The 23,066-nt window shown below is 68.4% G+C and carries 19 protein-coding genes and 2 pseudogenes; 7 read left to right on the top strand and 14 right to left on the bottom strand.

Going from position 1 to position 23,066, the window contains the following annotated elements:
• Positions 1-229 precede the first annotated feature (229 nt).
• Positions 230-451 (top strand): hypothetical protein, encoded by a 222-nt coding sequence (locus G6N20_RS02315; RefSeq protein WP_142272229.1) that lies wholly within the window; start codon positions 230-232, stop codon positions 449-451.
• Positions 452-578: 127 nt separating this feature from the next.
• Here G6N20_RS02315 and G6N20_RS02320 read toward each other — a convergent pair whose 3' ends face one another.
• From G6N20_RS02320 to G6N20_RS21675, 9 genes are all read right to left on the bottom strand, one after another.
• Positions 579-917 (bottom strand): DUF4189 domain-containing protein, encoded by a 339-nt coding sequence (locus G6N20_RS02320; protein ID WP_232065415.1) that lies wholly within the window; start codon positions 915-917, stop codon positions 579-581.
• 104 nt (positions 918-1,021) lie between these two features.
• Positions 1,022-1,759 carry an LppX_LprAFG lipoprotein gene (locus tag G6N20_RS02325; RefSeq protein ID WP_083052382.1) on the bottom strand — a complete coding sequence of 246 codons (738 nt, stop codon included), beginning with the start codon at positions 1,757-1,759 and terminating at the stop codon, positions 1,022-1,024.
• A gap of 192 nt (positions 1,760-1,951) precedes the next feature.
• The gene (locus G6N20_RS02330; RefSeq protein ID WP_142272228.1) at positions 1,952-4,342 is read right to left on the bottom strand and encodes an FHA domain-containing protein; all 2,391 of its coding nucleotides are present in this window, start codon (positions 4,340-4,342) and stop codon (positions 1,952-1,954) included.
• A 120-nt stretch (positions 4,343-4,462) separates the two neighbouring features.
• Positions 4,463-6,247, bottom strand: a complete 1,785-nt coding sequence (locus G6N20_RS02335) for a serine/threonine-protein kinase (protein ID WP_163662771.1) — start codon at positions 6,245-6,247, stop codon at positions 4,463-4,465.
• A 379-nt stretch (positions 6,248-6,626) separates the two neighbouring features.
• A complete protein-coding gene (embR, locus tag G6N20_RS02340) occupies positions 6,627-7,772 on the bottom strand; it encodes an ATPase/transcriptional regulator EmbR (RefSeq protein ID WP_083052379.1) in 1,146 nt (381 codons plus the stop codon).
• 243 nt (positions 7,773-8,015) lie between these two features.
• Positions 8,016-8,726, bottom strand: a complete 711-nt coding sequence (locus tag G6N20_RS02345; protein ID WP_083052377.1) for a C39 family peptidase — start codon at positions 8,724-8,726, stop codon at positions 8,016-8,018.
• Positions 8,727-9,035: 309 nt separating this feature from the next.
• On the bottom strand, positions 9,036-9,401 hold the full coding sequence (locus G6N20_RS02350) for a DUF4189 domain-containing protein (protein ID WP_083052374.1): 366 nt from the start codon (positions 9,399-9,401) through the stop codon (positions 9,036-9,038).
• Positions 9,402-9,429: 28 nt separating this feature from the next.
• Complete coding sequence (locus G6N20_RS02355; RefSeq protein ID WP_083052385.1) at positions 9,430-10,161, bottom strand: LppX_LprAFG lipoprotein; 732 nt, start codon at positions 10,159-10,161, stop codon at positions 9,430-9,432.
• Positions 10,162-10,240: 79 nt separating this feature from the next.
• On the bottom strand, positions 10,241-10,375 hold the full coding sequence (locus G6N20_RS21675; RefSeq protein ID WP_263992299.1) for a hypothetical protein: 135 nt from the start codon (positions 10,373-10,375) through the stop codon (positions 10,241-10,243).
• Between the two features lie 92 nt (positions 10,376-10,467).
• On the opposite strand from G6N20_RS21675, the pseudogene G6N20_RS22080 reads away from it, so the two are divergent.
• The 3 genes and pseudogenes from G6N20_RS22080 (at position 10,468) to G6N20_RS20415 (ending at position 14,307) form a co-directional block, all read left to right on the top strand.
• Positions 10,468-12,418 (top strand): annotated as a pseudogene (locus tag G6N20_RS22080) (glycoside hydrolase family 64 protein).
• A gap of 231 nt (positions 12,419-12,649) precedes the next feature.
• Positions 12,650-13,494 (top strand): annotated as a pseudogene (locus tag G6N20_RS20410) (PE family protein); the annotation flags it as partial.
• Positions 13,495-13,626: 132 nt separating this feature from the next.
• Positions 13,627-14,307 carry a LamG domain-containing protein gene (locus tag G6N20_RS20415; protein ID WP_170300367.1) on the top strand — a complete coding sequence of 227 codons (681 nt, stop codon included), beginning with the start codon at positions 13,627-13,629 and terminating at the stop codon, positions 14,305-14,307.
• On the opposite strand, the gene G6N20_RS20750 is transcribed toward G6N20_RS20415, so the two are convergent.
• The 4 genes from G6N20_RS20750 to G6N20_RS02385 form a co-directional block, all read right to left on the bottom strand.
• A complete protein-coding gene (locus G6N20_RS20750; protein WP_197745491.1) occupies positions 14,280-14,657 on the bottom strand; it encodes a hypothetical protein in 378 nt (125 codons plus the stop codon). The two genes, G6N20_RS20415 and G6N20_RS20750, sit on opposite strands and share 28 nt — an antisense overlap.
• Before the next feature lie 367 nt (positions 14,658-15,024).
• Positions 15,025-15,357, bottom strand: a complete 333-nt coding sequence (locus tag G6N20_RS02375) for a DUF732 domain-containing protein (RefSeq protein ID WP_083052454.1) — start codon at positions 15,355-15,357, stop codon at positions 15,025-15,027.
• Between the two features lie 95 nt (positions 15,358-15,452).
• Positions 15,453-17,360, bottom strand: a complete 1,908-nt coding sequence (locus G6N20_RS02380; protein WP_083052451.1) for an ABC transporter ATP-binding protein — start codon at positions 17,358-17,360, stop codon at positions 15,453-15,455.
• Positions 17,357-19,099, bottom strand: coding sequence for an ABC transporter ATP-binding protein (locus G6N20_RS02385; protein WP_083052450.1), 1,743 nt, complete (start codon positions 19,097-19,099; stop codon positions 17,357-17,359). Before G6N20_RS02385 ends, G6N20_RS02380 begins: the two co-directional genes overlap by 4 nt.
• Positions 19,100-19,301: 202 nt before the next feature.
• On the opposite strand from G6N20_RS02385, the gene G6N20_RS02390 reads away from it, so the two are divergent.
• Both G6N20_RS02390 and G6N20_RS02395 read left to right on the top strand, forming a co-directional pair.
• A complete protein-coding gene (locus G6N20_RS02390) occupies positions 19,302-19,814 on the top strand; it encodes a DUF3558 domain-containing protein (RefSeq protein ID WP_083052460.1) in 513 nt (170 codons plus the stop codon).
• The gene (locus tag G6N20_RS02395; protein ID WP_083052449.1) at positions 19,811-20,353 is read left to right on the top strand and encodes a DUF3558 domain-containing protein; all 543 of its coding nucleotides are present in this window, start codon (positions 19,811-19,813) and stop codon (positions 20,351-20,353) included. Before G6N20_RS02390 ends, G6N20_RS02395 begins: the two co-directional genes overlap by 4 nt.
• Before the next feature lie 198 nt (positions 20,354-20,551).
• Here the strand turns inward: G6N20_RS02395 and G6N20_RS21690 are convergent, their stop codons facing one another.
• A complete protein-coding gene (locus G6N20_RS21690; RefSeq protein WP_263992203.1) occupies positions 20,552-20,680 on the bottom strand; it encodes a hypothetical protein in 129 nt (42 codons plus the stop codon).
• A gap of 151 nt (positions 20,681-20,831) precedes the next feature.
• Between G6N20_RS21690 and G6N20_RS02400 the strand changes: the two genes are divergently transcribed.
• Positions 20,832-23,051 carry a PE family protein gene (locus G6N20_RS02400; protein WP_163662774.1) on the top strand — a complete coding sequence of 740 codons (2,220 nt, stop codon included), beginning with the start codon at positions 20,832-20,834 and terminating at the stop codon, positions 23,049-23,051.
• The last annotated feature ends 15 nt before the right edge of the window (positions 23,052-23,066 follow it).

Raw genomic sequence — 23,066 nt, forward strand, 5'->3', positions numbered from 1 at the left:
AACCGCAGACACTATCAACACCCTCCTGACGGGCGCGCCAGCCGCAATCGTGGGATGTGTTCCCTACGACGTTAGGCCGCCACCGGACCAATCGCACGCAAACACCGGTGGGTATCGCCCGTGGTCGGGTGCGGCGTCGGTCATTGGCGACCCCAAGGATTCGTCGAGGATGCGGCAAGCACACGCGCAGAGGCTTTTCGCGGATGCCGAATCGGAGAAGGAGAGCCAGATGCGCACCCCTGCCGCGACCGACACCGGGGCTCACGTCGTCGTGTTCGCCATGACCGTGCTGGTCGGGTTCGCCGCGATGGTGCCGGCGCGCTGGCATGCCGCCGCCCGGCGGGCATCGTCATACGCGGTGTACTACATCGGATATCGGTTGCTTTCGGTTCAGCTCACGTGCGGCCCGTTGGCTGTCAGCGGGATCCCGTTGGTCATCAGGCATCCCTGAACGTCGCGCTTGGGCTGAACCGCGATCAGGATCGCCGGCAGGGCTGCGCCGCACGGCCGCCCGCGGCGGTCAACCAGCTACTGGCCCGGCAATCCCACCGGGGCGGAGCTCGGACCCCAGCCAACCCTCAGTTGCAGTACCAGGTTCCGATCCAGCCGGGGGTACCAAGCGTATTGATGGCGTCCTTCTCCGCCGCAGCCAGCGTGGGCCCGTAGCCGCCCGCGTGGTCACCGCGGCTGTTCTCGGCGATGGCGCCGCACTCGGTGAAGGTGACCAGCACCTTGCAGTCGGCGTAGCCGCACGCGCTGAGCGCCGCACTCTCCGCCGCGGCCCTCGACGGGGCGTCCTTGACCCGTCCGAACACCTTGCCGGACGGGGAGTATGCGATCGCACCGACGACGGTATCGGCCCCCGCTGCCGGGGCCAGGGCGATGATCATCGCCGTCACCGCTGCCACGTTGGTCACTGAAACCGCAGCTCGTCGTTGAAGAGCGGTCATTGAGAATCCTTTCCAGGGTCGGTGTCCGGCGAGTGCTGAAAACGAACGGGGGTTCACGGATGCGGTGACGGCTACACCGGTTTGGTTGCGCTGATCCGCTTGCCCCATTCGGACATCGTCATCGTCACCGTCCCGTTTTGGACCGGCGCGATTTCGATCCTGACGAGGTGGTACGACCCGTCCGAGGCGATCCACACGGTGGTCGGTGTCAGCTGCGCGTCTTGGGGGCTCAGGCGCGCTCCGGCCAGCGTCGCGATATCGTCGGATGGCGTTTTCCCGGTGATCTTGGTGGTCGCCACGCCGTTCACCTGCTCGCTGCCGGCCCCCGCAGCGTTGTGGACGTTGGCCAGCAGGTGGGCCAGGCCGCGGTTGGGGTCGAGCAGCGTCGAAACGTCATAGATGGACGCGCCGTTGCCGTAATCGGCGTACGTGCCTGGCTCCGCGACGTCGGAATACAGGTGGCCGTCGACGTAGACAAACTTGGAGTCAACGGTGTTCTTGCCGACGGTCAGCGTCGCCGTGCCGGTCGCGACCGTTTGGGGGGTGCTGGAGATGTCGCCGTCGAGCTTGGTCACCGCGAGGTTGGGCACCGAGCCCCGCACCGTCAGGCTCACATGCATTCCGGTGACCTGGCGCATGGCGTCGGCAGCCCGCGTGATGGTGCTCGCGGCGTCGACATTCCCCGGGGCGGTCGATGCGCCCTTGCCGTGGTCCGAGGTGGAGCAGCCGGCGAGCATGAGTGCCGTCGCGACCACGCCTGCCGTCAAGGCCGACCCGGCCGCGACACCGGCCCGAGACCAGAGCTTCATAGACATCTCCTTCGTTGAGGCAACGACAACGACACGTCGCCGCGGGCAAACTCATCTGCAGGCGGCACCACAGTCCGGCGCCCATCGTAAGCCGGGTGCTATCGGCCGGTATAGCTGTGAACTGGTTTTGCGCCGGTCGATCCGGCCGCCGCACCGGCAGCCGGAGCAAAGAGCAAAGCCGGCGGTTGCCGGTTACCTTCGGGCCTTGCGTTGGGGGTCGAGCCGCCTGAGCTGAACCGCGATCAGGATCACCGTCACGACCGCCAGCACCCCGCACATGCCAAGCGCCGTCAGCCAGTGACCGCGGTCGTGCTCCCAGAGCGGATCCTCCTCGCCCGGGTGGATGAAGTTCACCCCGATCGTCGAGGCGCCCATCGCGTAGGCCCACCGTGACGGGGATAGCCAGGCCAGTTGCTCGAGCGGGGGTCGGTGGTGCACCGGGAACATGCCGCCGCACAAGACAAGCTGGGCCATGACCACCAGCACCAGCAGCGGCATACCCCGGTCCGCATTGCCGATGAGCGCCGAGATCAGCAGGCCGATCATCATCGAGACCACGGTGACGGCGACCACCGCCACCGCCACCTCGACGCTGCCGATGTGTTGTTTCAGCGTGTCGCTGCCGGACGGCCACAGCAAGCAGGTGTCGGGTGGCGGGAGAAAGGCTGGGCCGAGGAAGCCCAGGAGTAGGCCTTGCAGGGTGGTCAGCGCGCCCAGCACGACCAGTTTGGAGGCCAGGTAGGCGCCGGCGGACAGGCCGATGGCGTGCTCGCGGCGGTAGATGGCTTGTTCCTTGACGATTTCGCGGATGGCGGCGGCGGCGCCCATCAGGGCGCCGCCGATGATCAGCAGCACCAGTAGTTGGGAGGGTTGGGTGGATTTTTGTTCGATGGCTTTGGCCAGCGACAGTCCGGCGTCCCCGGGTACCGCGTGGGCGAACAGGCTCAGCAGCACCGGCAGCGCCACCAGGAAGATGGCGTATTGGCGGTCGGCGGCGATGACCGCCAGGTAGCGGCGGCACAGGATGGCGAATTGGGTGAGCGCGCTTTGCTGGGCGAGCGGTTTGGTGGCCGGGGCGGGCGCGGGTGGCCGCGCCGGCAGGGCCGGGCGGGCGGTGAGCGCCGCGCGCAGCGGTGAGGTGTTGAACCGGGCGGTCCAGTCGGTGGCGGTGTCGTGTTCGAGCAGGGTGAACAGGTCAGCGAAGTCGGTGCAGTTGAAGTAGCTCAGCGCCTGTTGCGGCGGGCCGAAGTAGGCCAGCCGGCCGCCGGGGGCCAAGATGAGCAGCCGGTCACACATGTTCAGGTGAGCGATGTTGTGGGTGACCACCACCACCGAGCGGCCGTCATCGGCCAGCGAGCGCAGGGTCTGCATGACCGATTTCTCGTAGCCGGGGTCTAGGCCGGAGGTGGGTTCGTCGAGGAACAGCAGCGAGGGTTTGGTCAGCAGTTCCAGCGCGACGCTGGTGCGTTTGCGCTGCCCGCCGGAGAGGCTGTCGATGCGTTGGTCGGCTTGGGCGGCCAGCCCCAGTTCGGTGAGCACCTCGGCGATGCGCTGCTGGCGTTCGGCGGCGGAGACGTCTTGGGGGAACCGCAGCCGCGCGGCGTAGTTCAGCGCCCGCCGCACCGTCAGCGGGGTGTGCAGAATGTCGTCTTGGGGTACGAACCCGATGCGGTGGCGCAGCTCGGCGTAGTTGTCGTAGAGGTCGCGTTCGTCGTAGCGCACCGAGCCGCTGCTGGCCGGGCGGAACCCGGTCAGCGCCCCTAGCAGGGTGGATTTCCCGGCGCCGCTGGGTCCTACCACCGCCAACAGGCTGCGCTGAGGCAGCGCGAAGCTGACATCGGCCAGCAACACCCGGCCCTTCTTGGTGACCACCCGCAGGTTGGACGCCTCATAGGAGATATCGCCGGTGTCGACGTATTCCACCAGCCGATCACCGGACAGATGCAGCAGCTGGTGGCCGATACCGACGATGTCGTCGGGTCCGATGACCGCGCGCTGGATCCGGTTGCCGTTGACGTAGGTTCCGTTGGCGCTGTGGCGATCGACGAGTTCCCACTGGCTGCCCGAGCGGCGCAGCACCGCGTGGCGGCGGGAGACCAGCAAGTCGTCGAGCACCACGTCGTTGTCGGGTGCCCGCCCGATGGTGACCACCAGCTGGTCGATGGCGTGCACCGCCGTGGGTGGGCGGGCCACCGTGGTCTGCAGCGTCGGCCGCGTCGGGTCGCCCGCCGACGGGCTCGCCGGGGCCGCAGCGGCCACCACGGCCGGGTACAGCTCCACCGGCTGCCCCGAGGACGCCGATCCCAACACCACCGTGACGGGCTGGTCAACCGTCAACCGCTCCACCCGCCGCCCGGCCACGAACATCCCATTGCGGCTGCGGTTGACCAAAACCCACCCCCCGGCCGTGGGCTGCAGCACCGCATGCTCACGCGACACCCGGGGATTGTCCAGGCGGATGTCGGCATCCCCGGCACGACCGATCGTCCACACCCGGTTGGCGGTGGCATGCCAGGTACGCCCAGCAGACCGCAGCTCCAACCGCGAAACGCCCGACCCAACCGGATCGGTGCCGTGCTCCATACCCAGCCTCCAGTGTGGATTTGCGCTAGCCAATACTGTTGGGCCGCTGAGTGATTCGTGCATACGCGGCCGCCTCCTGGGCCGTCGCGACCCGACGGTTTCCGGGAACCTGCCGTCGAATCAGCCGTACTTCGCCCACCAGTTGTGCAGGTCCTCGAGCGTGGCGGGATCCCCGAAGACGTCGCTGAGCATCAGCTTGGGCTCGTTGCTCCAGATCACGTTCGGGTGGTTCTTGTACGTGCCGCAGGCGATCATGCCGACGGTCACCGTTGGGTCCTTCTCGTAGTGCCAGCCGTCCGGTGACGGTCCCTCCCCAGGGCAGTTGGCCAGCTCCACCGCGGCGATGTCGTCGTTGAAGGCCTGTTTCAGCGCGCTGAGGTTGGGAAATAGCCCGTAGACCGCGCGACTTGGTCCACCCTGGTTGGAGTTTTGCCCACAGTCGACCATGGCCACCGCCCCGGTCCACACGCTGTCGGGCTTCGGGGTGGTTGGTGTGCACGTGCCGCTGGCGTAGCCGGACGGCAGCAAGCTGAGCAGTCTGCTCTGGGGATCGCCGGTCGGGGTGGTGGTCGGCGCCGAACTCGATGTGGTGGAAGTCGACTTGCTGGGGCTGGTGACCGGCGTCGTCACGTCGGACGCCTTCGGGGTCTTGTCGGAGCTGGCGACTATCCAGATGCCGATCCCGGCAAGGATGAGGACGACCACCAGGGCGGCGACGCCGGCCACGATCGGCCAGGGGTTGCGGCCGCGCGGGGGCTGGCTCCACGATGGTGGCCCGCCCGGTTGCTGGGCACCCGGCGGCGTGGTGCCCCAGCCGCCGCCCTGGTAGTACTGGGCGCTGTGGCTTGTCGCGGGGATGGGGCCGCTCGCCGGGGTCCACGCGGGCTGGCCGGCAGGGACGGGCCCCGAGCTGAACTGGTCGGCATACGACGGCGTGTACGACTGCTGGCCGGGCGGCGTGGTCGGGGGCGGGGCGTAGGCGGGTGGGCTCGGCTGCGGGGCCAGGGCGGTGCCGGGCAGGGTGGCTTCCTGGCTGCGGCGCAGGATGTCTTCGGCGTGGTCCTGATCGGGGGTGCTCAGCGCCTCGTGGGCGGCCCGCGCGAGATCGCCGGCGCTGGCGTAGCGGTCCTCGGGCTTTTTGGCCATGCCGCGCGCGATCACCGCGTCAAAGGCCTTGGGGATGCCCGCGCGCGCGACGCTGGGCTGGGGGATCGGGTCCATCAGGTGGGCGGTGACTACCATGGTCGCGCTGTCGGCGCGGTAGGGCGGGGTTCCGGTCAGGCATTCATACAGCACGCAGGCCAGCGCGTAGATGTCGGCGCGGTAGGTCACCTCGTCGTTGGAGAACCGCTCGGGGGCCATGTATTTCCAGGTGCCCACCGCGGTGCCCAACTGGGTCAGCTTCTCGTCGGTGGCGGCGCTGGCGATCCCGAAGTCGACCAGGTAGGCAAAGTCGTCGCGGGTGACCAGGATGTTGGGTGGTTTGACGTCGCGGTGCATGACCCCGGCGGCGTGGGCGGCGTCTAGGGCGGAGGCGATCTGGGTGATGATGGCCACCGCGCGCGGCGGGGTCAGCGGGCCGAAGCGCTTGATCAGGCTGTCCAGGTCGGTGCCCTCGACCAGGCGCATCTCCAGAAACATCTGGCCGTCGATTTCGCCGTAGTCGTGGATGGGCACCACGTGGGGTTCCTGCAAACGCCCGGCGATGCGGGCCTCGCGTTTCATCCGCTCGCGAAACACCGGGTCCTTGCTGAACTCGGCGGTCATCACCTTGACCGCGACCGTCCACTCCTTGACCGTGTGCTCGGCCTCGTAGACCTCGCCCATCCCGCCGCGGCCCAGCAGCCGCTTGAGGCGATAGGGCCCAAACATCGACCCCACCCGCGAGTCTGCAGCCTCGCTCATCGCTGATCCTCCTCAACCAACCCAAATCCCGCCGAGACTACCAACAGCGTGCGGCATCGCATCGAGCACAACCACCGGGCCAGCAACATGACGGTAACCATGACGGTAAGCCCTCGCCAACCCAACCGCACCAAAACGCCACATCTGACCGGCGGTGCCGGCGGGCTTCGCCGGCACCGATTCGTCGGCAGCGCTCCGCCGTGCCATGGCCCGAGTCATCGCGACACGTGACGAAAAGTGTTGTGGCAATCGGCAACCGCGGCGCCCGGGCCGGATGAGACCCGATCCCGGTCGGGCCCGGGTGTTGTCGGCGGCCGTGATGCGCTGCGAAAAGTGTTGCGTGGACGCCACATCCGCCAGGCAGCCGGGGAGGGCAATGTCAGCTTCGGGTGTCGGCGCTCATCTGGAATATGAACTCGTGATCGCAGATCCGGATGTGGTCGCCGTCGGACAGCGTGGCCGCGGCGCGGATCCGCTGGTGCCGCACGTGCACCCCGTTCGACGACCGGAGGTCGTTGATGATGTAGCTGGTGCCGGTGTCGATGATGACGGCGTGGTGGCGGCTGACGTTGGCGCTGTCCAGGACGATGTCGTTATCGCTAAGACGCCCAATTCGAGTCGCCGCGGAGTGCAGCGGGTAGTCGCGGCCGGAGGCGACGTCGTGGAGGTTCGCGATGGCCTGCAGGCCGGACGTCATGGTGCGCTGGTCGAGCACTGTAACGGTGCCGGCGGCGGTGGTCTTGGCGCTCTTTCTGGCATCCAGCGGCTCCTGGCGCAGGATCCGCTCGTTGAGGGCTCGCAAGGTCGGGCCGGGGTCGATGCCGAGGTCTTCGGCGAGCGTGGTCTTCACCCGCCGATATGCGCCCAACGCATCGGATTGGCGGTCGGTGAGGTAGTAGGCGGTGATCAGTTGCGCCCACAACGGCTCACGGTAGGGATGCTCGACGGTCAGCGCCTCGAGGTCGGTGATCACCGCCGCGGCCCGTCCGCAAGCGATTTCGGCTTCCGCCTTGGCGGTGTGGGCCAGAACCTTGTCCTCGACCAGGGCGGTGGCAAAGGGGGCGACGAACTGAAAGTCGCGCAGGTCATCGAGCACCGGCCCACGCCATTCCGAAAGGGCCGCCGAGAGGTGCCGGCTGGCCTGCTCGAACCGCCCGGCGGCGGCCGCGTGCACGCCCGCGGTCTTCTCGGCGATGAACCGCCCGAGGTCGCACGTGTTGTCGGGGATGCTGAGCCGGTAGCCGGGCGGCGCCGCGGCCAACACCACTCGAGGGTCCAGACCCGCGCCGCCGAGGAGCTTGCGCAGGTTGGACACGTACGAGTGGATGCTGGCCCGGGCTCCCGGCGGAGGCCATTCCTCCCACAGGGCGGTGATCAGGGTGTCGACCCCCACCGGTCGGTTGCGGTTGATGACCAGCATGGCCAGCACCGCCCGTTGCTTGGGCGTGCCCAACGGCACCCGGGTGCCGTCGATGCTCATCTCCAACGGTCCGAGCAGACCGAATTCGAGACGTCCGTCCACCATCGCCGCTACCAGCCGTTCCGGTCGGTCGTGGCTCCATGGGCCACGGTGCCAACAAAGTTCCTTGTCATTGTGGTACGAAGTGCCCAGATCGGGTAAGAACTGACCGCATAACCGTGCTCTGCGCGCCGCCACGGAAATGCCTGTGCTGCCAACACGATCATCAAGACGGCACGCGAATTGCGTTGGCAGCCATGCCAACATGCCGACAGCGGGCCGGTGGCCCGCCGTTGCGGTTGTCGGGTGTCACTTACGGGTTTCTTGGGTGACGGTCATGAAGTAGTCGCTGGTGGCCCACGCGCTGATGAAGACGTCCATGCGGATCTGCTCGTCGCGGCCGTCGGGGCTACCGCTGTCGTTGAGGTGCACGATGCCGTTGGCGGTGTCCACACCGGTCACCACCACCGCGTGGTCGGCCCGCGGCTGGCCGTCGCGGCCTTTGCTGTCCACCGGCTGGTTCCAGATCATTTCGGCGTTGAGCCCGACGATCACCGCGTGGCCGCTGCCCAGGTACTGCTCGAGTGCCTCCATGCCGGTGGCCACGCCGGTCTGGGTGGCGCTGTCAGCGTCGGTGTTCACGGCGTGGATTCCGTAGTGCGCCAGCAGCGTCGGCAGGTCGCCCGGGTCGGTGCCCATGCCCGAGTTCGGGTCGTTCTTGTCGGCCGGCTTGACGTAGATGGAACCGGGGTGGGTGGCGCTGGGGGTGGCCTGGGCGACCTTGATGATCGACCGCTCGGAGGGCTCCTTGCCGGTGATCTGACCGACGACGTCGGCGCTGGACATGATCGCGCAGTCGTCGTAGTTCTGCTGCCGCCAGTACTTGGCCACCGCCGCCGGGTCGCCGTACATGGTGCCCGACGCCGCCTCGGCCGGGCCGGACAGGCCGAGGGCCAGGGCGCCGGCGACGGTTGTCAACACGGCGGTCTTGGCGATGGTGGCGATCTTGCTGGTCGTCATGGTCTGGTCCTTTTCTCGTTCCGCGGGTGCGGAGGGGCATTGAGAAAAGGTTCGGACGGTGGCCTTTTCGTTACCTCCACGAATTCTTGGAGCGACGTGGGGCCGTTGCGGCGGGCGACCTGGCAAGGGCCGCAATGGTCTTGGCGGGGAGCCAGGTTCGTGGTTGCGATCGCCGCGCCCGCGCAGTGGCGGCGCTATCGGCGACGGTCATCGCGGCGTCGACGCGGGAGTGTGCCAGCAGCGTACGGACGTCCGAGAGACCGGCCTTCGTGTTATCGCCGCGCTTTCGTGGGGTTGCGTGGTGCTCGCTTAATTGCAGGCCCAGGTGTCGATGTAGCCGCCGCCGAGTTTGGACAACGCGTCTTTCATCGCGGCGCTCAGGTCGGCGCCGACTCCGCCGCGGTAGTCGTGGTCTTTCGCGGCGACGGCGCCGCACCCGGTGAAGCTGGTGAGCACCTTGCAATCGGGATAGCCGCACGACTTGACGGCGGTGGCCTCGGCGGCCGCCCTGGTGGGGTAGGACGACGATCGGCCCCACGAGCCGTTGCCGGAGTAGGCGATCGCACCATAGGTTTCGGCGGCAGCTGCCGGCGAAGCCAGCGCGATGGTGAGCGCGGTGATGGCGGTGAGGCGCGCGACAACCGCCGCCAACCGACGGGTCATCATCGTCGTCATGGGTGATTCCTTTCCACCGGCGGTCGGGCTAGACCGGTTTGGTCGCGGTGACCCGCTTGCCCCACTCGGACATCGTCAGGGTCACCGCGGTGTTCGGGATCGGGACGATCTGGAGCTGAACCAGGTGGGAGGAGCCATCCGACGCCGTCCATACCGTCGTGGGCACCGTCGAGACGGTCTCGTCGGTCACGCGTGAACCGGCCAACGTCGCGATGTCGTCGGCGGAGGACTTCCCGGTGATCTTGGTGGTCGCCACGCCGTTGACCTGCTGGGTGCCCGCCACCGACGCGTCCTTGAGGTTGGCCAACAGGTTGGCCAGGCCCTTGTTGGGGTCCAGCAGCACCGACACGTTGTAGATCGAAGCGCCGGTGCCGAAATCGGTGTACCTGCCGGGTTGTCCCAGGTCGGAGTAGAGGTGGCCGTCGACGTAGACGAACTTCACGTCCTCGCTGTTCTTACCGACCAGCAGCGTCGCGGTGCCGGTGGCCACGGTCTGCGGTGAGTTGGAGACATCCCCGTCGAGCTTGGTGACCCGCAGGTTGGGCACGTTGCCGTCCACCGCCAGGCGCACGTGCATCCCGGTGACTTTGCGCATGACATCGGTGGCCTGCTTGACCAACGTCGCCGCCTCGGCGCTGGGTCCGGTGGCGGTGGTGCCGGGCGATGTGGCGACTTTGTTCCCGTTGCTTCCACAGCCGCCGGTCGCAAGTGCGACGGCGAGCGCGGTGGCCGCGACAACGGTGCGAGGCGGACGCTTCATCGACATCTCCTTTGTGGGCCCACGGCTGCTTGCTGCATCGTCGTTTCCACGCCGCAGAGTCAACAGCCGAACACCGAGCTTAATGAGCCGGGCCTGAGGCGAGTGAGATGAACTCGTCGACCTCTACCACGCCCGCGAACACCCGCACGACCTCGGGGCGCAACTCTCCCCCGCCCGCGGCAGCCCGCTTCCCATGCCCCACATGGTCACCCATTCGCGGGCATGCTTACGTTTCGTGCCGCTTGCCGCCCGGTGACCAATGACATTCAAGGACTTATCCTGAAACGGGTCGCGCGGAGGTGCGGAATGTCGTTTGTCACTGTGGTGCCGGAAACGATGGCGGCGGCGGCTTCGGATTTGGTGCGTATCGTCTCGTCGGTCAGTGCGGCCAATGCGGCGGCGCGGGTGTCGACGACGCAGCTGTTGGCCGCGGGGGCGGATGAGGTGTCGGCGGCGATTGCGGCGTTGTTGGGCGAGCATGGGCATGCCTATCAGGTGGTCAGCGCGGAGGCCGCGGCGTTTCACCAGCAGTTTGTGCGAGCCCTCGACGCGGGGGCGGTCGCCTATGCGGCCGCGGAGGCGGCCGATGCCTCGTCGTTGCAGACCCTCGAGCAGCGCGTCCTGGGCGTGATCAATGCGCCCACCAACGCGTTGTTGGGGCGCCCGCTGATCGGCAACGGCGCCGACGGGGCCCCGGGGACCGGCCAGGCCGGGGGGCCGGGCGGGATCTTGTGGGGGAGCGGCGGTCATGGCGGATCCGGGGCGCCCGGACAAGCCGGCGGTGCCGGCGGGCCGGCGGGCTTGTTCGGTCACGGCGGAACCGGTGGGGCCGGCGGACCAGGGGTTACCGGCGCGACCGGCGCCGCGGGTCAGATGGGCGGTGCCGGCGGCACCGGCGGGGCGGGCGGGGTCGGTGGTCATGGCGGGCTGTTGTTCGGCAATGGTGGGACCGGCGGTGCCGGCGGGGTTGGGGCACTGGTGGGGTTGGGGGCCAGCCGACGCCTCCGGCGTGGTTGGTGCCGGCGGCAAGGGCGGCGCCGGCGGCGTCGGAGGCGCGGGAGGCGCGGCCGGATTGTTTGGCAGCCCCGGTCAACCGGGCGTCAACGGCGGCACCGGCGCCGACGGCGCTGCCGGCGGTTTCACCGGATTTCCCCTCGGCCCCTTCACCAACAACACCGGTTTCAGCAACGACGAGATCTACCTGACCATACTGGGCCAGACGACACCCGGTCAGTGGTCGTGGATCGACCAGAACGGCGTGGCCCACGCGCTCGACCACAACGCCGCCAACGACCCTGGTCACCTCACGAAGAACGGCGTGAATTACGCCAATATGTCGTTCACTCTCGCCCAGACGGGGAATCTCTCGATACCGTCCGAATTCCTAGGGGCCCGGATATTTCTGTCGATGGAGCAGCCGCTCTATATCGGCATCGCCCCCGACAACTCGGGCTGGGCGGGTCCCGACCCGGCCAATCCTGCCGATCCGAACTACGCCACGGTCTACGACTGGTACGAGCTGAGCTACAAATATGGCGCAGTCCCCTTCGGCGGCAACACAACCCAGGTGGACCAGTTCGGGTTCCCGTTCTCATTCACGCTGACGCAGGACTTTACCGGCTTTGCGGACACCCGTGGCCTGCTTTTGTCGCGGGACCAAGTGTTCCAGCAGTTCACGACCACGGTCCCGGCCGAATTCCAGGCTTTGATCGTCAACGATGCCACCGGCAGTCCGCTGCGGATTTTGGCCCCGCGGACCGCCCAGCCCGGTGGCCTGGCCACCTGGCTGGATCCAGCGATCAATGATTTCTGGACGACCTATCAGACCAACCAGTTCAACTACGACGGCCCCGGTTACACGGTGCAGGGCAACGTCGACGCCAGCGGCCAGTTCGTGTACAGCGTGACCCCCACCGGGGGCAGCACCTCGATGTACGCGATGACGAAGCCCACGACGGCGCAAACCTTCGCCGCCAATGGACCATTCGTCGGCACCGCCCAACAGGGGGCGTTCCTCGCCGAACTCAACGCGGCATTCAACCGAGGTGTGGCGACCTCACCAGATGAATGGGCTAACGTCGCCGCCTACTATCCAACGGGAGGGCGGTGGAACAACTGGGCACAGTTCTTCCACGCCAACAGCATCGACAACCTCGCCTACGGCTTCCCCTACGACGACGTGAACAACCAGAGCTCGGTGCTGATCCTCAGCAACTCTCAGCCGCCGACTCAGCTGTCGTTCGACCTCCGGTGGTGATGCGTCCTGAAAGCCGGTGGAAATGGGACCCGGACATAGGTTCTGCGTCGAGACCTACCACGTCATCGAAGACCAAGTCATCGAAGAGAGGACCTATGCCCGTGCCTGCACGAGTGTCGCCGACGCGCCGCGGGTGGTGAGTCGAACACCAAGCGCGCTCTGTCTTGCCGGCGATGGCGGCGCCGATGTTGCGGTGTGGGTGAGTGGTCCGAAGCTGAGGGGAGCCGTCTGATGGCGCATGTGGTGGTGGGGTTCGAGCGGGTGGGGGCGGCGGCGGGGGATTTGGTCAGGTTGGCATCGGCGATTGATGCGGCCAATGCGGCGGCGCGGGTGTCGACGACGCAGCTGTTGGCCGCGGGGGCGGATGAGGTGTCGGCGGCGATTGCGGCGTTGTTGGGCGAGCATGGGCAGGCCTATCAGGTGGTCAGCGCGGAGGCCGCGGCGTTTCACCAGCAGTTTGTGCGAGCCCTCGACGCGGGGGCGGTCGCCTATGCGGCCGCGGAGGCGGCCGATGCCTCGTCGTTGCAGACCCTCGAGCAGCGCGTCCTGGGCGTGATCAATGCGCCCACCAACGCGTTGTTGGGGCGCCCGCTGATCGGCAACGGCGCCGACGGGGCCCTGGGACCGGCCGAACCGGGGCCGGGCGGGATCTTGTGGGGGAGCGGCGGTCATGGCGGATCCGGGGCGCCCGGACAAGCCGGCGGTGCCGGCGGGCCGGCGGGCTTGTTCGGTCACGGCGGAACCGGTGGGGCCGGCGGACCAGGGGTTACCGGCGCGACCGGCGCCGCGGGTCAGATGGGCGGTGCCGGCGGCACCGGCGGGGCGGGCGGGGTCGGTGGTCATGGCGGGCTGTTGTTCGGCAATGGTGGGACCGGCGGTGCCGGCGGGGTTGGGGGCACTGGTGGGGTTGGGGGCCAGCCGACGCCTCCGGCGTGGTTGGTGCCGGCGGCAAGGGCGGCGCCGGCGGCGTCGGAGGCGCGGGAGGCGCGGCCGGATTGTTTGGCAGCCCCGGTCAACCGGGCGTCAACGGCGGCACCGGCGCCGACGGCGCTGCCGGCGGCATCGGTGGCGCCGGCTTCACCGAAATTTTCCGCGACGACTTCACCGGCCCCGCGGGTTCGAGCGTCAACGGCGCGAACTGGCTCTACGATCTGGGCACGAGTTATCCCGGCGGAGCGCCCAACTGGGGCACCGGGGAGGTCGAGACGATGACCAACAGCACCAATAACGTCTACCTCGACGGTAACGGCCACCTGGCGATCAGGCCCATCAGGGACGCCTCCGGCAACTGGACGTCGGGCCGGATCGAGACGCAGCGCACAGACTTTGCGGCGCCAACCGGCGGCGTGCTGCGCATCGAGGGGTCGATTCGGCAGCCCGACGTCGACACCACCAACGGGCTGGGCTACTGGTCGGCCTTCTGGGCGCTCGGCGATGCGGCGCGGCCCGTCGGCGCCACCAACTGGCCCACCATCGGCGAGCTGGACATCATGGAGGCCATCAATGGCCGCGGCTCGGTGTGGGCCACTATGCACGGCGGCGTCTGGGGCGGCGGTCCGCCCTTCAACGAGCCCATTGGAATCAGCTCCGGCGAACACCCTGTCCCGGGCGCCGGAACCAGTTTCCACACCTACGCTGTTGAATTCGACCGCAGCACGAGCGTTGAGCAGTTGCGCTGGTACCTGGACGGCAACAACTTTTTCACCATCAACTCCGATCAGGTCCCCGCGACCGATTGGAGCAACGCCACCCACCACGGGTTCTTCGTCATCTTGAACGTGGCGATCGGCGGAGCCTTCCCGGCGGCGTTCGGCGGTGGCCCAACCGCCGCAACGGTTTCCGGGCAGCCGATGCTCGTCGATTACGTCTCGGTGTCCACCAAGGGCTGATTGATGACCGATTCTCGGTGCACTGACTGCGTCGAGTGTGCACTGGTGGCGGGGACACGCCGGGCAAGGCCGCCATGGTTGCACGTTCGGCGTGTCACGCGTGGTGTCTGGCCCGATGGGGCGGCTGTGTTCTCGTTTTGGACTTTGACCAGTCGATCGCGCCATTCGTCGGGGAGTGCTGAGGTCTGCAGGTCCACGCCATCAATACTGAAGCCGTGAAGTTGCGCGAACTGGGAGAACTCGCCTGCGGCTCCTTCGATTTCGTCTGCGATACGGGCGATTTCGCCGGTGTCGTCGGCGATCGGTAGAACGTCGATTTCCACCGACCTGGTGGCGTAGAGGGCAGCCACGCACGCGGGGTCACCCTGGTTCCAACCCCGACGAACTAATTTAACGGCGGGACCAGTTAGCTTAGCTATCCGGTGCGCAAGGTGCACGTTCCCTCTTGTCTCACCCGCCTCACGCGTTCCGGCACGGTAGGGATATGCGATGTGCCCGCCTTCGAGCGACAACCGTGGCTGTCGCTTGAAGGCGGGCACTTTGCATGTCGGCAGTACCGGGTACACATGGGGCAGATGAGCCAGATGCGACGCCTGGAGCAGCCGGTCAGAACGCCGAGACCCCCGACGAACTGACGATCGAGCCCCAAGCCGGCCTCTCCGAGAATGCAACACATGCGGGGATCCCGGTTGTCGGGATCCCCGCATGACGGGCCGGCTAGGTGAGCTGGCTGGCGTATTGCGGGCAGTAGGCCTTGGTGGCGTAGACGACGAAGTACGCGGCCTGCTTGGCGGTCAGGTTGGTTTGGCTGAGGATTTCGCTGGCGATCTGGCTGCCCGTCTCGCCGGCGGCCAGCTCCGCGCACACCTGGTGGCCTTGTTGCACGGCCGACTGGGGCGAGGGGAAGGTGACACCCACCGACTCCATCTGCTCGATGAAGGCGACGTCGGCGGTGCTGGCCGAGGCGGTGCCGGCGGTGGCGACGGCAAGCCCGACGGCGACGGCCCCGACCGCGGTGGTCAGCGCTGCGGTAATGCGTGGTGAGAACATTGCTGAGGTCCTTTGCTGGGTAGGTTTTCCGGCTTGGTGACCTCAGCTTCCGGCCCGCCGCTTGGCGGATCCTGGACAACTTCTTGAGAGCTCGGTCAGGCCTGGGTCATCCGGTAGTAGGCGCCGCGGCGGGCCAGCAGTTCGGCGTGCTTGCCTTGTTCAACGATCCTGCCCGCCTGCACCACCACGATGCGGTCGGCATCGCGGATCGTCGAAAGACGGTGGGCGATAATGAAACTCGTTCTATCCCGGCGAAGTTCACTGGTCGCTCGCGCGATCAGCACCTCGGTTCGGGTATCGACCGAGCTGGTGGCCTCGTCCAGGATCAGCAGCTGCGGGCGAGCCAGAAAAGCACGCGCGATGGTGATCAGTTGTTTCTCACCGGCGCTCACGGTGCCCCCGTCGCCGCTGATCCGGGTCTGATAACCGGCCGGCAGGGTATGGACAAACCGGTCGACGTAGGCCGCCTTGGCGGCCTGGACGATCTCGTCCATGCTGGCCTGCGGCCGTCCGTAGGCGATGTTCTCCGCGATCGTGCCGTCGAAGAGCCAGGTGTCTTGCAGCACCATGCCGATTCGTGATCGCAGCGCCTGCCTGCTCATCGAGGCGATATCGACCCCGTCGATCAGGATCGTGCCGGAATCGACCTCGTAGAACCGCATCAACAGGTTCACCAACGTGGTTTTGCCCGCTCCGGTCGGCCCGACGATGGCCACCGTGCTGCCCGGCTCGGCCAGCAGCGACAGGTCATGAATGACCGGGTGACCCGGGCGGTAGCCGAAATTCACGTGCGCAAACTCGACGCGCCCGGTCGGCACCCGGCCGACCGGCCGGCGCGGCGCCGGGCGGGGCTCCGGTGATTCCTCGGGCTCGTCGAGCAGGTCGAACACCCGCTCGGCGCTGGCCATCCCGGACTGCAGCGTGTTGTACATCCCGGCCACCTGGCCAATCGGGGTGTTGAACTGCCGAACGTATTGGATGAACGCCTGGATGCTGCCCAGCGTGATCTGCCCGGTGGCCACCTGCAGGCCACCCACCACGGCGACCGCAACGTAGCCCAGGTTGCCGATGAAGGTCGTCGCCGGTTGCACCAAACCGGAGAGGAACTGCGCTCCGAAACTGGCCCGGTAGACGTCGTCGTTGAGCCGGTGGAACTGTTCGCGTGCCGCGGCCCGGTGGCCGAACGTCGTGACCACCGTGAACCCGCTGTAGGTCTCTTCGATGTGGGCGTTGAGCCGGCCGGTGCTGGTCCAGTGCGCCACGAACAGCCGCTGTGAACGTCGCGCGATCGCGCGCGTCGCCAGCAGCGACAGCGGCACGGTCAGCAGCGTGATCAGCGCCAGCAGCGGCGAGATCGACACCATCATCGCCAGCACTCCCAGCACGGTCAGCATCGACGTCACCAGCTGGCTGATCGTCATCGACAGCGACGACTGGATGTTGTCGACGTCATTGGTGACCCGGCTCAGCAACTCCCCGCGTTGGCAGCGGTCGAAGTAGCTCAGGGGTAACCGGTGCACCTTGTCCTCGACGTCGCGGCGCAACGCCGTGATGGTGCGCTGCACGGTGACGTTGAGCATTCTGGCCTGCGCCCAAATCAACAGTGCGGCAACCACATACAGGGCCAGCGCGAGCGCCAGGGTGCGCGCCACCGCGCCCAGGTCCACACCGTGTCCGGGCACCACGTTCATCCCGGACAACAGGTCGGCGAAGGTGTCCTCACCGCGCGCCCGGGCCGCGGCGACGGCCTGCGCCTTGGTGAGTCCGGCCGGTAACCCGCGCCCGATCACGCCGTTGAACAGCAGGTCGGTGGCGTGGCCGAGGATCCGCGGAACGACCACCCCGATCGCGGTGCCGGTGACGCCCAGCGTGATCACCGCAATGGCGCGCCGGCGCTGCGGCGCAAGGCGTTTCACCAGCCGCGCGGCCGACCCCCAGAAATCCCGCGACCGGGTGGGGGCCGGGGCCGCGGCGCGGGGCCGCGCGCCGATGGGTGCGCTCACCGCGGGCCCCCGACCCCGGCGCTCACCGACTGCGAGGCGGCGAACTCCGCATAGCTGGCACAGTCGGCCAGCAACGATTCGTGGGTCCCGGCGCCAACAATCGTGCCGTTATCGACGACGATCACCTGGTCGGCTTGGGCTGCGGTCGAAATCCGTTGTGTGACAACGATGATCGTTGCTCCACTGGCCGTCTCACGCAAGGCCGCGCGGACTTTGGCGTCGGTGTGCACGTCCAGCGCGGAGAAGGCGTCATCGAACAGGTAGATGGCGGGACGGCGGATGACCGCCCGGGCGATGGCCAGCCGTTGCCGCTGCCCACCGGAGAAGTTGATGCCACCTTGGGCGACGCGCATTCCCAGCCCGTGTACGAAATCGTCGGCGGCCGCGACCCGCAGCGCCTCCCACATCTCCGGTTCGGTCACGACCTGTTGTGGGGCCGCGCCGTAGCGCAGGTTGTCGGCCACGGTGCCGGAGAACAAGTAGCCACGCTGAGGCACCAGACCGATCGCCGCCCAGAGTCGCTCGGTGTGGTAGTCGCGCACGTCGACACCGTCGACGAGGACGGCGCCGTCGGTGACGTCGTAGAGCCGGCAGATCAGCGACACCAGAGTCGACTTGCCGGATCCGGTGCTACCCACGATTGCGGTGCTGGTGCCGGGCCGAGCGGTGAACGATATATCCTGCAGCACAGGGCGGCCCGCTCCAGGGTAGGTAAACGATGCGCCGCGTAGGCGGACCACGCCGATGACCCCGTCGGTTGGGTATTTGGGGTGTCGCGGGTTGGTGACGGCGGGGGAGGTGGACAGCACCTCGGTGATGCGTTCGGCGCACACCGACGCTCGCGGCAGCACCACCAGCGTCATGGTCGCCATCAACACCGCCATCAGGATCTGGGCGAAATACGACAGGAAGGCGCTCAGCGAGCCGACCTGCATTTGGCCCCGGTCGATGCGCAGCCCACCGAACCAGATCACCGCGACGCTGGACACGTTGATGGTCAGGGTGGTCACCGGCAGCATCAGCGCCTGCCAGTTACCCGCGCCCAGCGCGGTTTCCGACAGCGCGGCGTTGGCCTGGGCGAACCGGTCACATTCGAATTGCTCGCGGGTGAACGCGCGAACCACGCGCACACCGGACAGTTGGTCGCGCAGCACCCGGTTGATCCCGTCGATCAGGGATTGCATGCGCCGGAACAAGGGCAGCATGCGCGCCATGATCAGATAATTGGCCACCGCCAGGACGGGCACGCTGACCAGCAGCAGCCACGTCAGCGCGGCCTCTTGGTGGACGGCCATGATGACCCCGCCGATGCACATGATCGGCGCGGTGACCAGGACGGTGGCCGTCATCTGGACCAGGAACACGATCTGCCGGACGTCGTTGGTGCTGCGGGTCAGCAGCGTCGGCGCACCGAATCGGGCTCTCTCCGGTTCCGAGAAGGTGATGATGTGCTCGAACATTGCCGAGCGCAGATCCCGGCCGAAACCCGTCCCGGTCCGTGAGCCGAGGTAGACCGCGGCCACCGCGCACAGCACCTGCAACCCGGTGACCCCGAGCATCACCATGCCCAGCCGGATGATCGTGGCGGTGTCACCCTTGGCGATGCCGTCGTCGATGATCGTGGCGTTGATCGTCGGAAGGTATAGCGACGCCAGGGTGCTGATGAGCTGCAGCATCATCAGCGCCGCAACCGGCCGCCGGTACGGCTGCAGGTACTGGCGCAGCAAGGCCAGGAGCATTGGGTAACTGTCGCATACCGCGCCGGCCCGGTGCGGGCACCCGGCGCACGGTCGCGGATGAAATGCCTGATCAGGTGGCGTGTCGGTGGTTGACCCGCGGGGCTGCGGCTACAGTGCATGCTGTGGAGCAGCAGCAGACCCAACAGAGTAGGTAGCGGTGCGGCCTAAAGCGACGACGCTGACCCTGGCGGTGTCGGCCCTGATGGCGTTGAGCCCGGTGGTTGCGGGGTGCTCGAGTTCCGGCGAGAACAAACCGGGGGCGACGATCGTGTCGACGCCGAGCGGCGGGGAGGGCCGCCACGGCCCCTTCTTCCCACAGTGTGGTGGCGTCAGCGATCAGACGGTGGCCGAGCTCACCAGGGTGGCCGGGCTGGTCAACACCGCCAAGAATTCGGTGGGCTGCCAATGGCTGGCCGGTGGCGGCATCATGGGCCCGCATTTCTCGTTCTCCTGGTACCGCGGCAGCCCGATCGGGCGGGAACGCAAGACCGAGGAGTTGTCGCGCGCCAGCGTCGAGGACATCAACATCGACGGCCATAACGGTTTCATCGCCATCGGCAACGAGCCCAGCCTGGGTGACTCGTTGTGTGAAGTCGGAATCCAGTTCAACGACGACTTCATCGAGTGGTCGGTGAGCTTCAACCAGAAGCCGTTCCCGCCGCCCTGCGACATCGCCAAAGAGCTGACCCGCCAATCGATTGCGGCCGCGAAATGAGGCGTGTGCTGGTCGTTGTGGTTGGCTTGCTCACCGCCTTGCTGGTCATGACCGGTTGCACGAAGTCGGTTACCGGCACGGCCGTTAAGGCGGGCGCGGGTGGTGTGCCGCGCAACGACAACTCCGAAAAGCAGTATCCGAACCTGCTCAAGGAATGCGAGATCCTAACCACCGACATCCTGGCCAAGACCGTGGGCGCCGATCCGCTCGACATTCAAAGCACATTCGTGGGCGCGATCTGCCGATGGCAGGCGGCCAACCCGGCCGGTCTGATCGACATCACCCGGTTCTGGTTCGAGCAGGGCAGCCTGAGCAACGAGCGCAAGGTCGCCGAGGGCCTGAGATACCAGATCGAGAACCGCACGATCCAGGGCATCGACTCGATCGTGATGCGCACGGGTGATCCCAACGGGGCATGCGGAGTCGCCAGCGACGCGGCCGGGGTGGTCGGCTGGTGGGTCAACCCGCAGGCGCCCGGTATCGACGCCTGTGGGCAGGCGATCAAACTGATGGAGCTGACGCTGGCCACCAACGCCTAAGCCCGTAGCGCCCGGGTGCATCACTCACCCCCTATAGGCGGTCCGACCGCACGATCCGATGATTCTGCAGTCCAACGAGTTTCGTGATAGTCGGTGTGGCGGCCGCTGTCAGGTCGAAACGAGCACCGGCTGCTGCCGGGCGATCGTGACGACACGGGGGTGTCATCTGTGGGTCACGTTGGCTTCGCGGCAACGGATTTAGCGGTGCCGGTGCGCGGGTGGGTCCTTCGCCGCCGCGACGCGTTGTGACACGGTGTGCTGGTCGCGGGCGCCGACCATCGTGCTGCGATGAGTCTTGGCGCCCACGATGTCGGTCAGGGACGACACGTGTTGTGCACGTTGCACACTCGGATTGTCCGGGTGTGTGGAGTTTGCTCTGGCGTCGTGGGCGGCTTGCTTCGACAATGCGTTGGTTTCTTTCTGTCAGGGATCCCAAGGTGAGTCCTTGGTGTCGTCTTGGATGGTGGGAGGCGACGTGATGTCGTTTGTGGGTGTGGCGCCGGAGGCGCTGTCGGCGGCGGCTGGGGAGTTGGCGCGGATTGGTTCGGCGCTAAGTGCGGCCAATGCGGCCGCGGCGGCCCCGACCACCGGGCTGTTGGCGGCTGGCGCGGATGAGGTGTCGGCGGCGGTTGCGGCGTTGTTTTCCGGTCACGCCCAGGCCTATCAGGTGGTCAGTGCGGAGGCGGCGGGTTTTTATGCGCAGTTCGTGCAGGCGCTCAACAGCGCGGGTGGCGCGTATGGGGGCGCCGAGGCCGCCAATGCCCAGCAGACGCTGCTGGCCTACATCAATGCGCCCACCCAGGCGTTGTTGGGGCGCCCGCTGATCGGGGATGGCGCCAATGGGACGGCGCCGGGCCAAGCCGGGGGGCCGGGGGGGTTGTTGTATGGCAACGGAGGGAACGGTGGGCCCGGCGGTGCTGGGGGTGATGCGGGGTTGATCGGCCATGGCGGGGCCGGCGGCAGCGGGCTGGCCCCGGGTTTGGCCGGCGGCGCCGGCGGTCAGGGCGGGTGGCTGTACGGCAACGGTGGGTCCGGCGGAGCGGCCGGAACCTCGGGCGGGCTGGGCTTGCCCGGCGGTGCGGGGGGCAATGCGGGTTTGATCGGTCATGGCGGGGCCGGTGGGGCCGGTGGGATCGGTACCGGGGGCTTGGCCGGTGGGGCCGGCGGGGTCGGCGGCAACGGGGGGTGGTTGTGGGGTAACGCGGCGGCTGGTGGGGCCGGCGGGGGTACCACCGCCGGTGGCGCCGGCGGCTTCGGCGGGGCCGGCGGTCTGGCCGGGCTGCTGGGTGCGGGCGGGGCCGGCGGTCACGGCGGCAACTCCACCAGCTTTGGAGCCGCCGGCGCCGGTGGTGACGGTGGGGCCGGTGGTCGTGGTGGCTGGTTGTACGGCGATGGCGGCACCGGTGGTGACGGCGGGTTCACCTTCCGCGGCGTCGGCGCCGGCGGCCATGGTGGGGCCGGCGGTGCCGCTGGGCTGATCGGGGCCGGCGGGGCCGGCGGGGCCGGTGGGGACGGCCCCGTTATCTCCTCCGGGTTCGGTGGGAATGGCGGCATCGGCGGCACCGGCGGGCTGTTGTTCGGCAACGGCGGGGCCGGCGGGGCCGGCGGGATGAGCGGAGCCGGCTCGGCGCAGTCCGGCGGGTTGGGCGGAGCCGGGGGCGCAGCCGGGCTGATCGGGGTCGGCGGATCCGGCGGCGCCGGTGGTGCCGGCCTAGGTGTTTTCGGTGAGTCTGGTGGGAGAGGCGGCGACGGCGGTACCGGGGGGTGGCTGTATGGCGCCGGCGGGGCCGGGGGAAACGGCGGGGCCGGCGGGGACGGCGAGCCGGGTGCGGTGCAGGGCGGGCCCGGTGGAGACGGCGGAAACGGCGGTGCCGCCGGACTGCTAGGCGCCGGCGGGACCGGCGGGGCCGGCGGAGCCGGTGGGGATGACCCGCAATTCGGGGGAATGGGCGCCAAGGGTGGCGTGGGTGGCTCGGGCGGTGCCGGCGGGTGGCTGTACGGCACCGGCGGGGCCGGCGGGTCCGGCGGGGCTGGCGGGTCCGGCGAAGCTGGCGCGATCAACGGTGGGCTCGGCGGGGATGGCGGTAGGGGCGGCGCCGCTGGGCTGATCGGCGCCGGCGGGGCCGGCGGGGCCGGTGGCGCCGGCGGCGCCGGCGAGAGCGTAGGCAGGTCCGGTGGCAATGGTGGGCTTGGCGGTCACGGCGGCGCTGGCGGGTGGCTGTACGGCAGCGGCGGGACTGGCGGTGCCGGCGGCGCCGGCGGCAACGGCACGTCAGGGGCTTCCGGCGGGGACGGTGGCGCCGGCGGATTCGGCGGTGGCGCGGGGCAGATTGGCGACGGCGGCGCCGGCGGGGCCGGAGGGGCCGGCGGGGAAAGCCAGGGCACTGGGCCTATCGGCTCCAGCGCTGGCGATGGTGGTGCCGGGGGGGCCGGTGGCGCCGGCGGATGGTGGTACGGCAACGGTGGGATTGGTGGGGCGGGTGGCGCCGGCGGCGCCGGCACGCTCGGGTCTTCTGGTGGCGACGGCGGGGGCGGGGGAGCGGGCGGCAACGCCAGGCAGATCGGCAACGGTGGAGACGGCGGCGCCGGCGGGGCCGGTGGCGTCGGCGCCGTCCCCGGGACCGGTGCGGACGGCGGGCCCGGCGGCAGCGGCGGAGCGCTTTTCGGCAGCCCCGGAACGTCCGGTGCACACGGCTGATAGCGAGTGGAGCCG

This window comes from Mycobacterium shinjukuense (assembly GCF_010730055.1).
In the GTDB taxonomy this organism is placed as follows: Bacteria; Actinomycetota; Actinomycetes; order Mycobacteriales; family Mycobacteriaceae; genus Mycobacterium; species Mycobacterium shinjukuense.